General features: G+C 48.3%; 18 protein-coding genes. 5 read left to right on the plus strand and 13 right to left on the minus strand.

Translation table 11 applies throughout. The features are described 5' to 3' along the window. Positions 1 to 117 precede the first annotated feature (117 nt). Positions 118 to 2,676 (plus strand): bifunctional diguanylate cyclase/phosphodiesterase, encoded by a 2,559-nt coding sequence (locus tag ACVA6Q_RS22700; RefSeq protein ID WP_446649010.1) that lies wholly within the window; start codon positions 118 to 120, stop codon positions 2,674 to 2,676. A 53-nt stretch (positions 2,677 to 2,729) separates the two neighbouring features. On the opposite strand, the gene hemN is transcribed toward ACVA6Q_RS22700, so the two are convergent. The 5 genes from hemN to lexA all read right to left on the minus strand — a co-directional run bounded on the left by hemN (position 2,730) and on the right by lexA (position 6,811). Continuing rightward, entirely contained in the window at positions 2,730 to 4,121 is a 1,392-nt protein-coding gene (gene hemN, locus ACVA6Q_RS22705) for an oxygen-independent coproporphyrinogen III oxidase (protein ID WP_446649011.1), read from the minus strand. Between the two features lie 200 nt (positions 4,122 to 4,321). Further along, the gene (locus ACVA6Q_RS22710) at positions 4,322 to 4,816 is read right to left on the minus strand and encodes a DUF2489 domain-containing protein (protein WP_353497573.1); all 495 of its coding nucleotides are present in this window, start codon (positions 4,814 to 4,816) and stop codon (positions 4,322 to 4,324) included. Positions 4,817 to 4,831: 15 nt separating this feature from the next. Further along, a complete protein-coding gene (gene yihI, locus ACVA6Q_RS22715; protein WP_446649012.1) occupies positions 4,832 to 5,389 on the minus strand; it encodes a Der GTPase-activating protein YihI in 558 nt (185 codons plus the stop codon). Beyond that, positions 5,389 to 6,027, minus strand: coding sequence for a class I SAM-dependent methyltransferase (locus ACVA6Q_RS22720; protein WP_353497571.1), 639 nt, complete (start codon positions 6,025 to 6,027; stop codon positions 5,389 to 5,391). Before ACVA6Q_RS22720 ends, yihI begins: the two co-directional genes overlap by 1 nt. 160 nt (positions 6,028 to 6,187) lie before the next feature. Then, on the minus strand, positions 6,188 to 6,811 hold the full coding sequence (lexA, locus tag ACVA6Q_RS22725) for a transcriptional repressor LexA (RefSeq protein ID WP_353497570.1): 624 nt from the start codon (positions 6,809 to 6,811) through the stop codon (positions 6,188 to 6,190). A 283-nt stretch (positions 6,812 to 7,094) separates the two neighbouring features. Here lexA and plsB point away from each other — a divergent pair, with 283 nt between their 5' ends. Then, the gene (plsB, locus tag ACVA6Q_RS22730) at positions 7,095 to 9,557 is read left to right on the plus strand and encodes a glycerol-3-phosphate 1-O-acyltransferase PlsB (RefSeq protein ID WP_446649013.1); all 2,463 of its coding nucleotides are present in this window, start codon (positions 7,095 to 7,097) and stop codon (positions 9,555 to 9,557) included. A gap of 111 nt (positions 9,558 to 9,668) precedes the next feature. Here the strand turns inward: plsB and ubiA are convergent, their stop codons facing one another. Further along, positions 9,669 to 10,529, minus strand: a complete 861-nt coding sequence (gene ubiA, locus ACVA6Q_RS22735) for a 4-hydroxybenzoate octaprenyltransferase (RefSeq protein WP_446649031.1) — start codon at positions 10,527 to 10,529, stop codon at positions 9,669 to 9,671. Between the two features lie 8 nt (positions 10,530 to 10,537). Continuing rightward, positions 10,538 to 11,080, minus strand: coding sequence for a chorismate lyase (locus tag ACVA6Q_RS22740; RefSeq protein WP_353497568.1), 543 nt, complete (start codon positions 11,078 to 11,080; stop codon positions 10,538 to 10,540). A gap of 160 nt (positions 11,081 to 11,240) precedes the next feature. On the opposite strand from ACVA6Q_RS22740, the gene ACVA6Q_RS22745 reads away from it, so the two are divergent. Further along, entirely contained in the window at positions 11,241 to 11,648 is a 408-nt protein-coding gene (locus ACVA6Q_RS22745) for a flagellar basal body-associated protein FliL (RefSeq protein WP_446649014.1), read from the plus strand. Positions 11,649 to 11,690: 42 nt separating this feature from the next. Here the strand turns inward: ACVA6Q_RS22745 and glpG are convergent, their stop codons facing one another. The 6 genes from glpG to ftsY all read right to left on the minus strand — a co-directional run bounded on the left by glpG (position 11,691) and on the right by ftsY (position 17,509). Next, complete coding sequence (gene glpG, locus ACVA6Q_RS22750) at positions 11,691 to 12,521, minus strand: rhomboid family intramembrane serine protease GlpG (RefSeq protein ID WP_446649015.1); 831 nt, start codon at positions 12,519 to 12,521, stop codon at positions 11,691 to 11,693. Between the two features lie 11 nt (positions 12,522 to 12,532). Then, positions 12,533 to 12,859 carry a thiosulfate sulfurtransferase GlpE gene (gene glpE, locus ACVA6Q_RS22755; protein WP_446649016.1) on the minus strand — a complete coding sequence of 109 codons (327 nt, stop codon included), beginning with the start codon at positions 12,857 to 12,859 and terminating at the stop codon, positions 12,533 to 12,535. Positions 12,860 to 13,426: 567 nt separating this feature from the next. Next, entirely contained in the window at positions 13,427 to 14,284 is an 858-nt protein-coding gene (gene rpoH / locus ACVA6Q_RS22760) for an RNA polymerase sigma factor RpoH (protein ID WP_353497564.1), read from the minus strand. A gap of 263 nt (positions 14,285 to 14,547) precedes the next feature. Continuing rightward, positions 14,548 to 15,501, minus strand: a complete 954-nt coding sequence (ftsX, locus tag ACVA6Q_RS22765) for a permease-like cell division protein FtsX (protein WP_446649017.1) — start codon at positions 15,499 to 15,501, stop codon at positions 14,548 to 14,550. Further along, entirely contained in the window at positions 15,491 to 16,162 is a 672-nt protein-coding gene (gene ftsE / locus ACVA6Q_RS22770; protein ID WP_042502875.1) for a cell division ATP-binding protein FtsE, read from the minus strand. The genes ftsX and ftsE overlap by 11 nt, the downstream gene beginning before the upstream one ends. Positions 16,163 to 16,237: 75 nt before the next feature. Further along, positions 16,238 to 17,509 carry a signal recognition particle-docking protein FtsY gene (ftsY, locus tag ACVA6Q_RS22775; RefSeq protein ID WP_446649018.1) on the minus strand — a complete coding sequence of 424 codons (1,272 nt, stop codon included), beginning with the start codon at positions 17,507 to 17,509 and terminating at the stop codon, positions 16,238 to 16,240. Between the two features lie 203 nt (positions 17,510 to 17,712). Between ftsY and rsmD the strand changes: the two genes are divergently transcribed. Beyond that, a complete protein-coding gene (gene rsmD, locus ACVA6Q_RS22780; RefSeq protein WP_429761684.1) occupies positions 17,713 to 18,315 on the plus strand; it encodes a 16S rRNA (guanine(966)-N(2))-methyltransferase RsmD in 603 nt (200 codons plus the stop codon). Beyond that, entirely contained in the window at positions 18,312 to 18,620 is a 309-nt protein-coding gene (locus ACVA6Q_RS22785) for a DUF1145 domain-containing protein (protein ID WP_353497560.1), read from the plus strand. The genes rsmD and ACVA6Q_RS22785 overlap by 4 nt, the downstream gene beginning before the upstream one ends. Positions 18,621 to 18,678: the final 58 nt, after the last annotated feature.

The following is an 18,678-nucleotide window of genomic DNA, read 5'->3' on the forward strand; positions in this document are numbered from 1 at the left end:
ATTACTTGCCTTAATGTCCTAAACTTCCCATTGATTTAGCCGATAAAATAACAAAGCGCGATACCTAAAATCGCGCGCTACTCGAATAATGTTTTATCGGTTAAGTGTCTTATCTCTATGCCTGGTTTGTTTACGCTCTCTCTTAAAAAAGCACTCATTGCGCCTTTTATTGTGGTGTTCTTGTGCTCCGTTGGCACTATTTTGTGGCTACAGAAGCAGCGTTACGATGATTTGGCGCTAGATGTGAGTGAAAAGCAGCTATCGAGTTTAACTACCAATGTGGTTCAGAGCTTAGATATCTACTTAGATAAACCTATGACCGCGGTGAAAGCGCTCGCCCATGCCATTGAGTACCACAAACTCTACACGCCGAACGACGCGGCGAAGCTTGAGGATTATCTACGTTCCAGTTTCGCCACTCTCAATATCCAGTCACCACAAATCGACCTAATGGGATTTGGCGGCGAGCAGGGAGAGTTCTTGGCCATGAGAGCGGCAGAACGATCAGCAGAGAAGGTCAAATTCTCGCTAATGGTAAAAGATTCCGGCACCAACGGCGATCTACTGATCTACGCCGATGACCACAGAGGCTCAGATATCCTTGGCAACATTGCTGCCTACGACCCACGTCAACGCCCCTGGTATTTACCAATCCGCCAGCAGCATCAAGCTGCATGGTCTGAGGTTTACACCAACGCCGATGCTGCTCAAGAGGTCACCATTTCTGCCCTCGCCCCTGTGTTTCAATCGGATGCTCGACAGCGCTCCTTAGTCGGCGTCGCTGCTATCGATGTGCAGATCGATACCTTTCGACAGTTTTTGGCAGGTTTGAATGTCACCCACCAAGCCAAAGTCTATGTGATGGATGCCGAACAAGCGCTGATCGCGCAAAGCGATTCGACAACGATCCTTGATGACTTAGGCCAGCGCCGTTTGCTGACAAACAGCAAGGATCCAATGGTGCAGCGCATTAGCCAGGCTATTGAATCGCTGGCCAGTAAACAGTCTGTGCTACTGACTCATCAAGATGAGCAGACTCAATACATTATGGTCAGTCACTACCAAACCAACACTCAAATCAACTGGTATGTGGTTGTCGTCATCTCAGCTGCCGATCTGATGGGTGATATCCCCGTCGTCAGCCAGCAAACGCTTTGGGTTAGCCTGTTGCTTGGACTCTCTGGTATGGGACTAGGCATCTTTGTTCTCAACCGTCTCACTGTCCCATTATCGGAAACGGCAAAAGCGGCGAAACAGATCGCCAATGGCTCTTGGGATTACCCGCTACCTAAACGTAACCAGATCACGGAAATTTCACAGCTGCTGCAAAGCTTCTCAGCAATGCGCTCGCACCTTCAAGCCTCATTTCATGCGCTCAGAGAGCAACTTGTCCGAGACAACCTGACTAAGCTCTACAGCCGCCAAGGGTTTATAGAAACCTGCGATTCACTTAAAGTGCAACAAAACGGCTGCGGTGCCATACTGCTGATTGGTATCAACCAGTTTCGTGACATCAATGACAGCTTGGGTCACCATTCTGGTGATGTACTGTTAACCATTGTCGCTGAGCGCCTTAAAGCTTGGGTACTCACAGAAAGTGGCGTGTTAGGACGCGTCGGTGGTGACGAATTTGCCATCTATCTGCCCAATCTGAGCTCGCAAGAAAAGCTCTGTTATCAACATCGTCTAAAGCAGATTTTCGCAGCGCCGTTTGTTGTCGCTGGGGAGCCACTTAGTCTCAATATCTCCATCGGTGTCGCCCACGACTGTGATAATGCCGATATGTGCTTGAGAAATGCTGGAATTGCCTTGAGTCATGCCAAAACCGATAACAATCGGATCAGCGTCTACACGCCAGTAATGGCAGAGCAGTCTAAGAACAAGACTCGTATGTTGACTTATTTAAGACACGCACTCGACCATGACCTGTTTGAAGTTTACTTCCAGCCTTTGGTCGATATCCGTACTGGCGCTCCTTTTGGCGCTGAAGCGCTTTTAAGGCTGCGTGACCAAGATGGAAAGTTCATCTCACCATTGAGTTTTATTCCGCTGGCGGAGAGCTCTGGCCTTATCAAAGCCATCGGTCAGCATATGGCAGCAGATGCTATGCAGACCGTCAATCGCGCCATTGAACAAGGCACGCTACCACCGCAATTTCAACTGCACATCAATGTCTCTGTCATCGAGCTCTCTGACCATGAGTATATTGGCCAACTGCAGCGTTTACTTGAGCAAACAAGGTTTCCAGCGGCACAATTAACGGTAGAAATCACCGAATCACAGCTCGCCGATAACGACCCTGTTATCCTTGCCAATATGACGAAAATCAAAGCGCTTGGCGTGAGTATTGCGATTGATGACTTCGGCACCGGTTACTCATCGCTGGCCTACCTGCACAAGTTACCGTTTGATAGCATTAAGATCGATAAGGCGTTCGTCGATAGATTGACGCGTGACAATGCCGATGACAGCGTCGTCGCAGCAATCAGCAAACTGTCACGAAGCTTTGGTTTTAGTTTGGTGGCAGAAGGCGTTGAAACACAAGTGCAAGCGGAGCTTATCCGTATGTTGGGTTGTCATCATGCGCAGGGGTACTTATTCAGTCCACCGCTCCCACTTGAACAGTGGCCTTCCCTGCACTGGCAGCAAGAGCCCAACTTAGAGCCAACAACATAACAGGCACAAAAAAGTCCGCTATCGAGCGGACTTTTTACTGTCGGTATGAGCGGTTAAATCACTCGCGAGAACTGCTGCTGACGCGCGCGTTGACGTAAGTACTTATCAAAGCTCATGCAGATGTTACGAATCAACAAACGACCACGGAGCGTCACATCAATCGTGCGCTCAGAGACACTCACCAACTCATCGTCAATGAAAGTCTGCAGCAGTGACATATCTTCTGCAAAATACTGATTAAAGTCGACAGAGAAGGTGTTCTCGATGAACTTTTTGTCTAGGCTAAAGTTGCAGATAAGCTGTTTAATCACTTCACGGCGAATCAAGTCATCTTTATCCAATACAACCCCTTTCCACAAGGCATGACGCAATTCGTTAACCTGAGCGTAGTACTTCTTCAGCTCTTTTTGATTTTGTGCGTAGCTATCACCAATCATAGAGATCGCCGACACACCAAAGCCGACCAAATCACAGTCACCCTGTGTGGTGTAGCCTTGGAAGTTACGATGCAATTCACCCGCACGCTGAGCGACCGCCAGCTCATCTTCTGGAAGCGCGAAGTGATCCATACCGATAAACTGGTAGCCAGCACCAGTAAGCGTCGCGATGGTATCTTGCAAGATAGCCATCTTTTCTTCCGCTTGCGGTAAGTCTTCGTCTTTGATTTTACGCTGCGCGGCAAACAAGTTAGGCATATGAGCGTAGTTAAACACCGACAAGCGGCCAGGACGCATGGTCAGCACTTGCTCAAGAGTCTTAGCGAAACGCGCTTGAGTTTGCTTTGGCAAGCCGTAGATCAAATCGAGGTTGGTTGAACGAAAACCAAGCTCCTTAGCGCGCTTAGCCATCGCAAAGATAAACTCTTCGTCCTGCTCACGGTTAACTAAGGTTTGAACTTCTTTATTAAAGTCCTGCACACCGATGCTCAAGCGGTTAAAGCCTTCTTCGCGAAGATGGTCGAGCATATCCAGCTCGATTTCACGCGGGTCGACTTCAATACTGATTTCTGCACCCTGCTCAAAGAAGAACTCACCACGCAGTATCGCCATCAAACGACTGATTTGGCTCTTAGACAAAAACGTCGGCGTACCGCCACCAAAATGCAGTTGCGTGACTTTACGCCCTTGAAGCAAGGTCGCACGCTGACGAATTTCGTGCTCCAGCACATCTAAGTACTCATCCGCCTTATGAGCGTGACGAGTGATGACTTTATTGCAGCCACAGTAGTAACAAAGCTTGTGACAAAATGGGATATGTACGTACAGAGACAGTGGACGCTCTGGGTATTGGCTGCATGCCATATCGAAATCAGAAATGGTATACGCTTCATGAAACTCAACCGCTGTCGGATACGAGGTGTAACGTGGTCCCGAATAGTTGTACTTATCGAGAATCGCTTGATCCCATACGATTTGCTGTTGAGTGTCGGATTGATTTTGAGACATGGTCATACTTCCAATAAACACGGTGCTGTCACCCTGCGCCTTCGAACCCAACGTTGAGTCAGTGACGCTTTAGATAAGGCGCTATTTTGCCACACTAGTAAACAACATAGCGACTGTGGGCGTTTCAATCGCTATGGTTTATGGCGAGCAATCGCCAAATTTGCTAGGGCGATCACTCGCCCTTCGCTAGGTAAACGCCCCTAACCCACCAGCTTAATATCAATTTGATCGTTAAGCGGCTTTACAGTGCGTTGCAGCAGTTTCATCTCTTCAATGATACTGTCATTGAGGCGTGCTTCAGCTTTTTGCCTAGATAAATTATCACGCATACGCTGCTGTTTTTCCATTGCTTGCCTCGCTTCACCGCGGGGCATGTCTTTGACGACATGATAAAGCTCAGCGGTCGCAGGAAAGTCTTTATCGAAGTCGACACGCTCTTCACCTTGAACGTAGTCCATGATGTTATAGAGGCGAATCGCCGCTTCGGATAAATCGCACTGACCTTGGATCGTAGCTAAGCAAATGGTATCAACACTTTCAAAAATGTTGGCATTACGCTTTTTAATCGCCAGATCACGATGCTGCTGTTGCAACTCCTTTTGCTTTTTAAGTTGCAGTAGCAAATACCCAGCGTAACCTGCCAAACCCACAATAATGAGCGTGCCAACAATGGCTAACAGAGTAACGGTATTCATCTACTTTACCTCTCGCTATCCTTTGAACTGATCCATATCGACATCTTCGAACTGAGACAGAAGCTCGTCATCGCTGCTCGCTTTCTTGTTTGGTGCAGACGCTGGCTCTTCGAACATTTCTTCTTCGTCGTACTCAGGTTCCATCAGACCCAGTTGGTTCATCAGCCTCTCAATGCGATCCAGCTTCTCATCAACATATTTCTGTAGGCCTGCACCTAGGTTCTCACCACTTTCGATGCGATCCAGCAACACGTTCAGTTGTGCATCATTCTCTAGCATCTCTAGCTCTTGCTCAGCAGAAAGACGACGCTCAACTTTAGTTGGTTTCTTGTTCGGCTCAACAATCAGTGGGATCTTTTTCTTGCTACCAAGACGCGGATCCAGTTTGGCAGAACCTGTGCCCTGCTTCACTTCTTGACCTTCAGAGTGGCGACTGCCCGACTTCTGACCCTTACGCTTTTTCAAACGCTTACGAAGACGACCGTCTACGTCCGCTTGTGAACGGTTACGCGTAACCGCAACTACCGGCTCAGGGTTAGAACCCGGTTTTCTTGATTTTTTCTTACGACTCATTACGTAAGCTTCCTCAGTAAAATGACATCATTACCAATGAATTCTATGTCTAGCCCGTCTCGCTCTGCGAGGTACAAGAACGTGGCTCGACTAAAGAAAACAACATGTGTCTGGTCATTTTTGTAGTGCCATTTATCAAATGCGTCTACATCTATGACCAGTTTTGTCATTAAGCCTAACCATCCTCCAGGCTTAATGAGCGATAACCATTGTTGCCAAACCTGGTTTGGCTCATACAAGTGCTCGATCACCTCTGTCGCGGTCACCACATCGTAACTAGTATCGAGTACGGATTTATCCGGATAATAGTACAGATCGTACAGTGCCATGTCATGGCCTTGCTCTGTGAGCATCAGTGACAGAGTTGGACCAGGACCACATCCAAAGTCTAGTCCTTTTGAACCGGGTGCAATTCGCTGCAAAATTGGATCTGCCAATCGAGACAAAAAGCGACGGTATCCTTGGTCTTGGGGATCGTTATTATGGAGGTCATAGTGCGCCTTTTCACTCACCGCATCGAGACGCTGTTCTCTTGGCACAAACACCAGTTCACAACGCGTGCACTGCAAGTAATCACGCTTTTTGTCACTATGATAATGGTGGACGGATTGTCCCGAACACAGTGGGCAAGCTTCCACAATTCCTCTCCTTCGCGATACCCTGATCAATACAAGGGTGCGAAACATACCAGAAAGTGAGCACTGTGGGGAGTAGAGATGGGTATTTTTTCTACAATTTAGTCAATTTAATCGTGGAAAATCGGCGGACGACCAAGGATGACCGCACCGCCACGAGACATTACATCCAATCTGTGTTGCGAATAATGCCCACTGCAATACCTTCAATCGCAAGATGCTGTGCAGTCAGATCCACTTCAATCGGCGAAAACTCTTCATTTTCAGCATGCAGCAACACGGTTGCCCCTTTGCGCTCTAAACGCTTCACGGTTACGTCTTCATCTACGCGCGCTACAACGACTTGTCCATCACGAACGTCTTGCGTTTTGTGCACCGCGAGTAAATCGCCATCCATGATGCCGATGTCTTTCATACTCTCGCCGTTAACGCGAAGTAAAAAGTCAGCTTGAGGCTTAAACATGCCTGGATCGACTTGATAGTGCGCTTCAACGTGCTCTTGAGCCAAAATCGGCTCACCCGCTGCAACTTGACCAATAAGAGGCAAACCTGGATCTTCGTTCGCTGGTTCTTGCTCAAGCAAAATGCGGATCCCGCGCGAGGCGCCAGGGATAATTTCGATCGCTTTTTTACGAGCGAGGGCTTTTAGGTGTTCTTCGGCCGCATTCGCTGAACGGAACCCAAGTTCCTTGGCGATTTCGGCGCGCGTAGGTGGCATACCTACATCGTCTATTTTGGTTTTGATTAGATCAAAAACCTGCTGTTGTCGGGGCGTTAGCGGCTTCATACATCACCTGTCTGTTTATACAGTTAACTGTGAGTATATCCAGTAATTAGCTAATTGCAACGATAATTGGTTGTTTTTTTAGCAAGTTGGCACCATAACTAATCACAGTGGTGTGGTGATTCTTAAATCAACGGCTAGGTGCTTTTTTTAATAAAAGGTAAGACCAGTTTCTGGTATGCTTGGCGCGCGTTAAATTTAATGTCTAGGATTTATCTGTAACATGGTAATACCATGCTTACCCCTCGGCATTGTTTCTTTGAACAAATTGAGGCTGTGAACCTTTATGTCTTCAGGACAATCACTGTTCCGTTCCTTTATAAAACTGCCCATGTCGGTGCTAGTAAAAGGGACGGCGATTCCATCTAACCCCATCGAAGACCACAACATCGATATCTCGAAGCCTGTGGTATATGCACTGCCCTTCAGCTCTAACGTTGATCTGCTCACTCTACAAAAGCAAGCCATTGCTGTAGGACTGCCAGATCCACTCGAGCCGATCGTGCTTAATGGCGAAGAACGTAATCGCTTTGTGTTCATTGCATCAAGGCCAACCTTGATTAACAGCGACCAACATGTCCCTAGCGAATCCATTGCTCTGTTCTCAGACTTACTCAAAGAGCACGAAAAAGACCCAACGCTCGACGTGCAAGTGATCCCCACCACCGTACTGTGGGGGCGCAAGCCGGGCAAAGAAGAGACGCCAAAACCTTATTTGCAGCCAATGAACGGCCTACAGAAAACTCAGGCCGTGTTGGCCTCAGGACGCGACTGTATGGTGCGCTTTAGCCCAGTGGTCTCGCTGCGCTATATGGCTGACTCACACGGTACAGATGAGTCCATCGCCCATAAACTGGCACGTGTGGCTCGTATCCACTTCTCTCGCCAGAAATTAGCGGCGTCAGGTCCCAACCTGCCTAACCGCCAAGTGTTATTCCACCGCCTGTTGAACTCGCAAGTGATTGAGCAAGCGATTAAAGATCACGCGCAGAGCAACAACGTTCCAGAAGAGAAAGCGCGCAAAGAAGCGCAGCAAATCATGGATGAGATCGCCGCGGACTTCTCCTACAAACTGGTGAAGAGTGGTGACCATGTCCTCACTTGGCTTTGGAATAAGCTCTATCAAGGCATCAACGTCAGCAATGCCTCGACAGTACGTCGTCTAGCGCAAGACGGCCACGAAATTGTCTACGTACCTTGCCACCGCAGCCATATGGATTATCTGCTACTGTCTTACGTTCTATACAACGAAGGCATGGTGCCACCACATATCGCTGCGGGTATTAACCTGAACTTCTTCCCTGCGGGTCCGATTTTCCGCCGTGGTGGTGCGTTCTTTATTCGTCGTAGCTTCAAAGGCAACAAACTGTACTCAACAATTTTCCGTGAGTATCTCGCTGAGCTATTCGCCAAAGGCTACTCGGTCGAGTACTTTAGCGAAGGTGGTCGCTCACGTACTGGTCGCTTACTGCAAGCTAAGACGGGCATGCTGGCGATGACTATCCAAGCCATGCTACGCGGACTTAACCGCCCTGTGACGTTAGTACCGGTTTATATTGGCTATGAACACGTAATGGAAGTGAGCACGTACGCAAAAGAGCTGCGCGGTAAGCGAAAAGAAAAAGAGAACGCCGGTCAGGTACTGAAAACGCTACGTAAATTGCGTAACTTCGGTCAAGGCTACGTGAACTTTGGTGAGCCGATCCAAATCAACCAATATTTAAACGAAGCGGCGCCGAACTGGACGCAAGATATCGACCCTATGGGCACTAGCAAGCCTCAATGGCTGGTTCCTGCAGTAAACGACCTTGCGACTAAAATGATGACCAACATCAACGACGCGGCGGCAGCTAACGCCCTCACTCTCTGTGCTACTGCGTTGCTGGCCTCACGTCAACGTGCCTTATCTCGTGATAGCTTGGTTAATCAAATTGATTGTTACCTATCGCTGCTAAAACAGGTGCCTTACTCTAAGACATGTACGCTACCCAACGCCTCTGCGGAAGAGTTGGTTGCACACGCTGAGTCACTGGATAAGTTTGTGATTGAGTCCGATACCTTGGGCGACATTATCTCGCTCGATCGTCACCAGTCGATCTTGATGACCTACTATCGCAACAACATCATTCACTTGTTTGCATTGCCGTCACTCATCGCGCAGATGCTGATTCGTCAGCACAAGCTATCTCTTGAGCAAATCCAGTACAATGTTCGCAAACTGTACCCGTTCCTGAAAAAAGAGCTGTTCTTAAGTATTGAAGAGAGCGAACTGGAATCGGTGGTCGATAGCATTGTCAGTGAACTGACCAGGCAAGAGCTGGTGATCGTAGAGCAAGGTGTGGTGTCGATGAACCAATCGAACACTCAAACGCTGATGCTACTCGGTCGCACCATTTCAGAAACCTTGCAGCGCTATGCGATTTCTTTGAATCTTTTAGCCAGCTACCCTGAACTTGGTAAGAGCGATCTTGAACAGAAAAGCCAAGACATCGCTCAGCGCCTCGGTCGTCTACACAGCATTAACGCACCAGAGTTCTTTGATAAAGGCGTATTTGCTGCACTGTTCAGCACCCTAAAAGAGCAAGGCTACCTAGACATTGATGGCAACTGCGACATCGCCGCCACCGAGAATCTAGCAAGCCTGCTGTACGGTCTGCTTTATCCAGAAGTGCGCCTCACTATCCAAGAGAGCGTACATCAAAGCGAACCTTTACTAGAGGAAGCGAGCGACGAGCCAGAAGGTGCCTAACAAGCTAAACCCCAATTAAAAAGGGCGCGTTCATTGCGATGAACGCGCCCTTTTGTTATCTGTATTTTCTATTTTTGAACCATTGAAGCAACCGTTCATTGAAGCCACTGTTTACTGAAGCAAGAAGGCGCTCAGTAGGCCAACCGTCACTGCCATACCTACATAGTTGTTATTGAGGAAGGCTTGGAAGCAAAGTGGGCGCTCACGATGACGAATAAGCCACTGCTGATACACAAACAGCGCACTCACTGCCAAAAGGCTCCAATAGAAGCTCGCGCCTAACTGGTAGCTATAGCCGATCCCCATCAACATCAATAACGTTGTAAGCTGCAACACACCTATTATCAGCTTGTCGCGTTTACCGAACAAAATCGCTGTCGACTTGATGCCGATTTTTAGATCGTCTTCTCTATCCACCATCGCGTATTGAGTGTCATAGGCGATCGTCCACAGTGCATTGATAACAAACAAGAACCACACCACCGGCGGCAGAGCGTTAGCCTGCGCCGCAAAAGCCATAGGGATAGACCAGCTAAACGCCAAGCCCAAGAACAGTTGTGGCAAATGGGTATAGCGCTTCATAAACGGGTAAATAAATGCGAGCGCGACACCCACAAACGACAGTTGTATCGTCAGCGTGTTCATAGTCAGCACTAATACAAAAGAGGCCAATGCCAAAAACAGAAACAGACCCAAAGCTTCTTTTGATGAAACCATGCCAGAAGGCAATGGTCTGCCTTTGGTGCGCTCAACATGGCCATCGACCTTTCGATCCGCAAAGTCATTGATCACACAACCCGCGCTGCGCATCATGACCACCCCAAGAGTAAACACCACCAGTACTAACAAATCCGGCATGCCTTCGGCGGCAATCACCAGTGCCCACAATGTTGGCCACAACAGCAGCAGCGAGCCTATCGGCTTATTCATGCGCATTAATTGCCAGTAGGCTTTCGCCTTAGTTGAGGTCATAGCTGAGGTCATTGACCACTCTCCTGTTGGTAAATTGGCGCCTTGGGCAGAAACAGCTCAGCAACCAAAATAGGGTGTCCCTTTACCCACAATCTTGAGCGACGAGCAAACAGCTCGCCATTTGACGTCGCAATTCTTGCTACTTGCAGCGCATCACGCTTAGTGTCTGCGCTAGAAAACACCGTAACCCCAATCGGCACAGTGCCTTGCTGGGAAATGTCATATTGGCTGCGATCCATCGACTCTAGTGACATGAGAGTCCGGCCGATGACCCAAGGGGTATCATCACCACAGAGCACCACTTCGCGTAGCCAGCATGCCTCATGGTCAAGGAGCTCGACTTCATCTTGCAACATGTCCTGTGATGGGCTGGCCTCACTGCGTACTATCTCAACAGAAAAATGGTCACAATGCGTAGCCAATTTGTGAGAAAGCGATCCCTGCTCCGTCAGCCATTGCAACGCATGGTGATTGAGAGAAGGAAACTCGTCGGGGGATTGCCATTGAGCTTGGCGTAATATTTTCAGATAGTCGACAGCGGAATCATTCATTTTTGCTATTCAATAACACGCGCTAAGCGCGTACAATCATTGTTCATCTCGATGGCGTATTGTACCATCGTTAGAGCACGTTCACTCCAACGATATTACGTCATTGTAACAAAATTAGACTCATGGAATATCGGCTAAATCGAGTTTGAAAGAGAGAAATATGCGTAAACGTTACCTGACCCAGTTTTTCCTCATCATGGGCTTGACTGCAGCGATGCCTGCACTGGCATCCCAAGAGTCAGCGCCTAGCCTCGCCTATTTCACCCTAGAACCAGAACTGACCACCAACTTTTACACCAAAGGTAAGCGCCTAGGCTATGTTCAAGTGCGTATCGATGTCATGGTGGCCGATGTCAATGACTTAGCAGTGATTGAACATCACCAGCCACTGATTCGCGACGCGGTAGTCGAACTGCTTGGCAAACAAAATGCCGATGTGATTAAGTCGTTGGCAGGAAGAGAAGAAATTCGCCAAGCGCTAGTGAGCAATCTCAATAACCTACTACTGGCCGAAACGGGCAAAGCAGTCATTGCCGACCTGCTTTTCACCAAATACCTCTATCAATAAACGCTCAGCGCGATGTGCTGAGCGTGTAATTTGATGCTTCATTTATCGTTTGAGGCGTCGGCTATCAATCAGTCCAAGCAACACGCCCGCTGCCAGTCCTGACAGATGCGCCATATTGGCGATCGCCATAAATGGCTGCACAAAACCGAGCACCAGCCATACCAACATAAAGCCGACGATAGGTTTTTGGATCTCGAGTCCAAGGTCTGGGCGTTTAATGGTTAGCATCCATAAATAGCCGACTAACGCATACACCACACCCGACAAGCCACCAAAGTTGGCGCCCTCAACCCAATATTGACCTGTGCCGGAGACGGCCGCCGACAACAAAAAGATTTCTAACAACTTCTTCGCACCAAGACGCTGCTCGATATCACCGCCAAGTTGCCACCACCACAACAGGTTGAAGATGATGTGCATCGCCGAGAAGTGCAGCAGCGCATGACTGAACCAGCGCCAGATTTGCCATTGCTGACCATCAAACGCAGGGAAATGCAGCGCTGCAAAAATCGCATTGCCTAGTCCAAGCTGTTGCAGGATAAAGATAACCGAGCAGATCACCATGATGGTCAGTGTCACCACGCCTGCTTTGGCTTTAATCATCGACATAAAGCTGGGTGTTTGATAGCGAAATGAGTTGTGTCTCGTTTCGGCCATGTCCCATGATGACGCTTGATACTTAGCGTCAAATGGATTGTCGAGAAACTGCTTGAGCTCTACTTCGGCTTCAAGCTGGTCTTCACTGTTCATCAACCACAAGGCAAATTGACCCTCACCCTCAGGCATCATCTGCACATCAATGCGCCTTGACGCCATATAGTCAATAAACGCCTGCCCCATTCTCGGGTTCTGAAGGGTGATAAGTCTAACCATGTTTATCCTCGTTAACTGTGACTTTCTGTCGGCAGTGCGGCGCGGTGCCAGGCTTCAAAGCCGCCATCCACGCTATATACCTGCTCAAAGCCTTGGTTCAGCAAATACTGAGCAGCACCTTGGCTGCTAATACCGTGATAGCACATCACTAACACGGGTGCATCAAACTCAACTTGCTGCATGAAATCGACGATGCTGTCATTGGTGAGATGGTAAGCACTGGTTGCGTGTGCAACCGAGAAACTTTGGATATCACGAATGTCCACCAGCCTCGCGTCTTCGTTCTCTTGTAGTAACTGATGTGCCGCTTGCACATCGATGTGTTGAAACTGCTCCATAGAGTCTAATCCTTTACTTTCATCACACATGGCGCCACATCAAAGTTAAGCGTATTCCATGCGTTTTTTTCATAATTTTATTAGCTTCGATAATAGCACTATTCAGTGCTAACAAAGTACCGACACCTTTTAGGGTTATCCACCCCAGTCTATATTTTCGCCAGCTGTGAGTAACCCTGTGGATTGCGTTGATAAAGTGGTTTTGGATCTTTTGATCCACTATATCTGGGTATGATCTTGATCTAACTGTGGGTAAGGCAAAAGGTATCCCCAAGGCCAAAAGCCTCGAAACGCCCCATTTGTCGCTGCTTTCTGACAGTTGGCAAATAATTTTGTCACAGACTTATCCACAGGCAGTGACAACAAAATCCGGATCGATGATCGGCAAGGGAAACGACTGTCGATCACCATTGCGATCAACATCATGTGCTTGGTCTGATTTTGAGTACGATAGGTGGTAGAGAGGTGATCAAACGCGAACCATCAAAAAGGCCGAAGTCTTTCGACTTCGGCCTTTCAAATTTGAACTGCGCGTTATGCTTCGTTGTGATTAGAGCTCAACGGTTATTAAAACTCACCGACTGCGGCTTTGAGCTTTTTCATCGCATTCTTTTCTAGCTGACGAATACGTTCAGCAGATACACCGTAGTTATCGGCTAAGTCTTGTAGCGTCGACTTGTTGTCATCTAACCAACGAGAGCGAACGATATGTTGGCTACGCTCATCCAGTGTCGCCAGTGCATGACCAAGACGGTTATTAGTGTGCGCTTCCCAGTTTTGAGCTTCGTAGTCTTCAGCAAGATCTGAGCTTTTGTCTTCTAGGTACAGCGCTGGCGCCGTATATGTGGTACCCGCTTCATCGTCATCGCTTGGCATTTCAAACGCTGGGTCTTGCGCGGCTAAACGTGATTCCATCTCGCGAACTTCAGCTGGTTCTACACCCAGCTCTTTTGCGACCGTTTCCACTTCACCGTTATTAAACCAACCAAGACGCTTCTTGGACTTACGTAGGTTGAAGAACAATTTGCGCTGCGCTTTTGTGGTCGCAATCTTAACAATACGCCAGTTACGCAACACGTACTCATGGATTTCAGCTTTGATCCAATGTACTGCAAACGACACCAGTCTTACCCCAACTTCTGGGTTAAAGCGTTTTACCGCCTTCATCAGACCAATGTTGCCCTCTTGCACCAGATCCGCCATAGGCAGGCCGTAACCTGAATAGCCACGAGCGACGTGAACAACAAAGCGAAGGTGTGACAAGATGAGCCCTTTCGCCGCATCAATCTCACCGTCGTAATGCAATCTTTCTGCTAGTTCACGCTCCTCATCAGCGGTCAGCATTGGGTAGCTGTTCACTGAGCGGATGTAGCTGTCTAAGCTATCTTGTGTTACTAAAGCCATTGGATACGCTTGGTTTGCCATTCACTTCCTCATCTATCTCGAGTAGGGTTAACACCTTCTTAACCTGTCAATACTGAACCTAATCGGTGACAGTTTCAAGAAGGGGTTAGTAATTATGCATAATCAATGAGTCTAAACAAGTGTATTTACCGATTAAATTTCACTTATTAATAGGTGAACACCCTGTTAATGAGACACAAATCTCACTATCTTGTTGAATCCCGTTATGATTATGACGCTAGCCCCTATAACGCTTTGTTACCGATTATTTGGATTGCAGTTCTCTAAACCGGTTCAATTTCTTTTAAATGACGCTTGGCAGAAATTCTTGCCGCCCCAGTTCCGAGGAACAGGCCGAGCATCAAGATAAGCAGCGTCTCATCCCAACTAAGTCCAAGCAGGCGAAAATCACTGTCATACATCATCGCCAATTCAGTCACTGTGCTGTTGATGATCACCGTTAGCAAAGCAGTCAGTAGCCAAGCCACAAGCGCACCGATGAGGCCGAACCACATACCTGAATACAGATAAGGCCTTAAGATAAAGGCATCGGTGGCACCAATGAGTTTCATGGTCTGGATGGCCTCTTTATTGGCTAGCACATTAAAGCGCAGCGTGTTGCCAACGATCAGGAATACCGACACCAACATCAGCACCGACAAGCTCACCACCAGCGTCGAGGCTAAATTCTTGATCGCATCGAAGCGGCCTAGCCAATCTTCATCGCGGCGCACATCGGTGATGTCACCTCGCGTACGCAGTTTCGAGACCAACTCCCGGTCAGTCTCTACGCTGGTATCACTAGGAATGATCACTAGTACGCCAGGCAAGGCATAACCATCGAGTAGGCTTAACGCCTGGTCAAGGCCAGAATGCTCGCTCAAATCAGCTAAGCCTTGTTGCGGCGTAATGTATTCCACCTTGCTGACCGTATCCCAGCTTTCGATGTCATCTTTGAGTACTAGAACTCTGGCATCGGCGACACCGACATCAATGAACGCAGTAATTTGCGACTGATTGGCTACATTGGAGGTCACGGCGGCAACGTTTTTACCCAGCAAGTACAAACAAGCCGGCATGGTCAACGCCATGGAAATCACTGCCAGAGTCAAAATATTACCGAGCGGACGCTGCCACATTTCGATAAGCGAGTTTTTCGCTTGGCGCCAATGCACAGCAAAAAAGCCATCAGATTTCAGGCGGTGTTTCACCTGTTTTTGTTTACGCTTAAACGCCATCACTCACCTCACTCAAAAAGCCTTGGTTCAGCTCAAGGTAGCGGTACTGTGGGCGCGAGCGCACCAAATTAATGTCGTGAGTTGCTAGTAGTATCGAGACGCCGGCACGGTTGAACTCTTCAAACAGCTTCAGCACCTTGTTCGACAGCTCTGGGTCGAGGTTACCGGTAGGCTCATCGGCAAGTAGCATGGTAGGTCGATTGACCACCGCACGAGCAATACCGACACGCTGCTGTTCGCCACCAGAGAGCTGGCTTGGCAAACACTTCATTTTGTCGAGTAGACCCGTTTTATCCAATGCTGCCGACACTCGGCGCTTGATTTCATTTTCTGAAATAGACTCAATGCGCATCGGCAAAGCGACGTTGTCAAACACGGTGCGATCCATCAGTAATCGGTGATCTTGAAACACGATGCCGATATTGCGACGTAAGAAAGGAATGTCCTTTGCTGGCAGTCGACTAATGTCATAATCGTTAAACAGTATGCGACCGTCAGTTGGTCGCTCGATGGCGCAGATAAGTTTTAATAGGGTACTCTTACCTGCACCCGAGTGGCCGCCCAAAAACGCCATTTCACCGCGTTTTAGGTGGAAGTCGACTTTTTGCAGTGCTTGTCGTCCCCCACGGTAGGCTTTACTCACTTGTTCAAATTTGATCACCGAATCATTCCTCTGATCTGGACATCCTAGGTCAGAAAAGGGATGCCATGCATCCCCTTCTATTATTTATATCGACTAGTCTTCTCGACTAAACAGTGCGTCGATAAAATCTTGCGTCTCAAATGGCCTTAAGTCATCAATCCCTTCACCGACACCAATATAGCGGATTGGGATCTGGAATTGGTCAGCGAGGGCAAAGATCACCCCGCCTTTTGCCGTACCATCAAGTTTGGTGAGCGTTATACCGGTAAGCGGCGCGACATCACTAAACAGCTTCGCTTGGCTAATGGCGTTTTGGCCAGTGCCCGCATCCAGCGTCAGCATGATCTCGTGCGGCGCCGAGTCATCAATCTTCTTCATCACACGCACGATCTTGCGCAGCTCTTCCATAAGGTTAGCTTTGTTTTGCAAACGGCCGGCGGTATCGGCGATGACTACGTCCGCGCCGCGTGCTTTCGCCGCTTCAATCGCATCGTAGATAACAGAGGCACTATCCGCACCCGTATGCTGAGCAATCACAGGAACGTCGTTGCGTTCACCCCATACCTGAAGCTGCTCAACGGCTGCCGCTCGGAAGGTATCACCCGCCGCCAGCATGACTTTCTTGCCTTCAGCCTGAAACTGCTTCGCCAGTTTACCGATAGTGGTGGTTTTACCGACACCATTGACGCCCACCATAAGGATCACGAATGGCGTTTTGGTCGTATCCACTTGCAGCGGCTTTTCAACCTGAACTAGGATCTCCGCCATCTCTTCTTTAAGAAGGCCGTATAACGCTTCACCATCTTTTAAATCGGCACGAGACGCTTTTTCTGTAAGATTATCAATAATTTTTACCGTGGTGTTCATGCCCACGTCAGCAATTAGGAGCTGCTCTTCAAGCTCTTCAAACAGCTCATCGTCAATTTCTTTGCCTTTAAATAAACCAAAGAAACCTGCACCGATGTTAGCTTTAGTGCGGCTTAAGCTGCGCTTTAGACGCGCGAAGAAGCTTTCTGTTGGCTTCTCTTGCTCTTGAACTCGCGCAGCGACAGGCTCGTCTGCTTCTGCTTCTGCTTCTGCTTCTGCTTCTGCTTCTGCTTCTGCTTTTTCAGTATCTTGAGTTTCATCCTCAGCAACCACGTCTTGGTCTACTGAATCTAGAGCCGCTTGCTCTTCTTGCGGTTCTAGCGCCTCTTCAACACTGGCTTCAACCTTGTCAGTTTGCGGCTGATGATCATCAGCTGATTCTGCTGATGGCTGCTCTGATTCGGTCTGTGCCGACGTGTCTTGCTGTTTTTGCTCAGTTTGCTCTTCGTCGCCAAAACCAAGCCAAGAGAGGAGTCCGCGTTTTTTCTTTTCTGTCATCTGAAACTATCCTGAATACTGTCTTTTCAAATGTCTTAAATTCGTCGTTGCTAAGACGCGTCAATTTCACGTCTGGCGCTGCAAAAATAATTGTGACAAAGCAGTGAAAACTTTTCTCAGAGATTGGTACACTTCGTCACTTATCAATTTAAGCTCTTTAATGAGCCCGTTATAGTATCACTTTATTGGCGGTCAAAAAATCTATGGTTAGACGTCGCAAGCAAACTCCATCACAAAAACCATCGAGCCAGATGGGCAGTGTTCGCATCATCAGCGGACTTTGGCGTGGTCGCAAGCTCCCTGTGCACGATGCAGAAGGACTCAGACCCACCACCGATCGCGTCAAAGAGACGGTGTTTAACTGGCTAGCTCAAGATGTTCCGCACGCCAAAGTGCTCGATCTGTTCGCAGGTTCCGGCGGTCTAGGTTTTGAAGCCGCGTCGAGACAAGCCGAACAAGTCACTATGATCGAGCTTAATGACAAAGCCTACAAGCAAATTGTCAGTAATATCGCACTGGTCAAAGCAGACAACATCAAAGCTCATCACGGTGATGCACTGAGTTTCTTGTCTCAAGCTGGGCAACCACAGGATTTGGTGTTTATCGATCCTCCTTTTCGCAAAGGGTTGCTACCGGATGTCATAGAACGCCTAGAGAGCAATGGCTGGCTGGCTAACAATGCGTTAATCTATATTGAAACGGAAAAAGAACTGCAGCTTGACGCTATCCCAGAGCACTGGGATCTCCTAAAAGAAAAAACAGCGGGTCAGGTTAGCTACCGATTATTTGAGAGGGAATCACAATGAAAGCGCTATTAATGCTGGCAAAAATCGCCTTTGGATTTGTTTGGTTTGTGTTGATCTTAAACATCTTCCACCCATTTCCAGGTAAGGGCGCGATCGCGCTGTACATCATGACCGCATTCCTATTTATGATGCACGGCATTCAAATGGCGATTTTCATTGGTGCCTTCGGCGACAAACTCAAACTCGGCACTTGGGAGAAATACTCAATTCTGGCGTTTGGTATTTTCGCGCTGCTGGACATCCGCCAAAAGCACATGATGGGACCGGCGCCAGAGCAAGATGACGAGAGCCAAGAGCAAAAGTAGTCTCGATCTCGAACAAGTAATAGAAAAAGAGCCGCGAATGCGGCTCTTTTTTGTTATT

This window comes from Vibrio sp. DNB22_10_4 (genome assembly GCF_052879755.1).

What these genes read in the sequence shown, in the direction of transcription:
- ACVA6Q_RS22700 (WP_446649010.1), top strand. Translation starts at nt 118, where the DNA reads ATGCCTGGTTTGTTTACGCTCTCTCTTAAAAAAGCACTCATTGCGCCT.
- hemN (WP_446649011.1), bottom strand. Translation starts at nt 4,121, where the DNA reads ATGTCTCAAAATCAATCCGACACTCAACAGCAAATCGTATGGGATCAA.
- ACVA6Q_RS22710 (WP_353497573.1), bottom strand. Translation starts at nt 4,816, where the DNA reads ATGAATACCGTTACTCTGTTAGCCATTGTTGGCACGCTCATTATTGTG.
- yihI (WP_446649012.1), bottom strand. Translation starts at nt 5,389, where the DNA reads ATGAGTCGTAAGAAAAAATCAAGAAAACCGGGTTCTAACCCTGAGCCG.
- lexA (WP_353497570.1), bottom strand. Translation starts at nt 6,811, where the DNA reads ATGAAGCCGCTAACGCCCCGACAACAGCAGGTTTTTGATCTAATCAAA.
- plsB (WP_446649013.1), top strand. Translation starts at nt 7,095, where the DNA reads ATGTCTTCAGGACAATCACTGTTCCGTTCCTTTATAAAACTGCCCATG.
- ubiA (WP_446649031.1), bottom strand. Translation starts at nt 10,529, where the DNA reads ATGACCTCAACTAAGGCGAAAGCCTACTGGCAATTAATGCGCATGAAT.
- ACVA6Q_RS22740 (WP_353497568.1), bottom strand. Translation starts at nt 11,080, where the DNA reads ATGAATGATTCCGCTGTCGACTATCTGAAAATATTACGCCAAGCTCAA.
- ACVA6Q_RS22745 (WP_446649014.1), top strand. Translation starts at nt 11,241, where the DNA reads ATGCGTAAACGTTACCTGACCCAGTTTTTCCTCATCATGGGCTTGACT.
- glpG (WP_446649015.1), bottom strand. Translation starts at nt 12,521, where the DNA reads ATGGTTAGACTTATCACCCTTCAGAACCCGAGAATGGGGCAGGCGTTT.
- glpE (WP_446649016.1), bottom strand. Translation starts at nt 12,859, where the DNA reads ATGGAGCAGTTTCAACACATCGATGTGCAAGCGGCACATCAGTTACTA.
- rpoH (WP_353497564.1), bottom strand. Translation starts at nt 14,284, where the DNA reads ATGGCAAACCAAGCGTATCCAATGGCTTTAGTAACACAAGATAGCTTA.
- ftsX (WP_446649017.1), bottom strand. Translation starts at nt 15,501, where the DNA reads ATGGCGTTTAAGCGTAAACAAAAACAGGTGAAACACCGCCTGAAATCT.
- ftsY (WP_446649018.1), bottom strand. Translation starts at nt 17,509, where the DNA reads ATGACAGAAAAGAAAAAACGCGGACTCCTCTCTTGGCTTGGTTTTGGC.
- rsmD (WP_429761684.1), top strand. Translation starts at nt 17,713, where the DNA reads ATGGTTAGACGTCGCAAGCAAACTCCATCACAAAAACCATCGAGCCAG.
- ACVA6Q_RS22785 (WP_353497560.1), top strand. Translation starts at nt 18,312, where the DNA reads ATGAAAGCGCTATTAATGCTGGCAAAAATCGCCTTTGGATTTGTTTGG.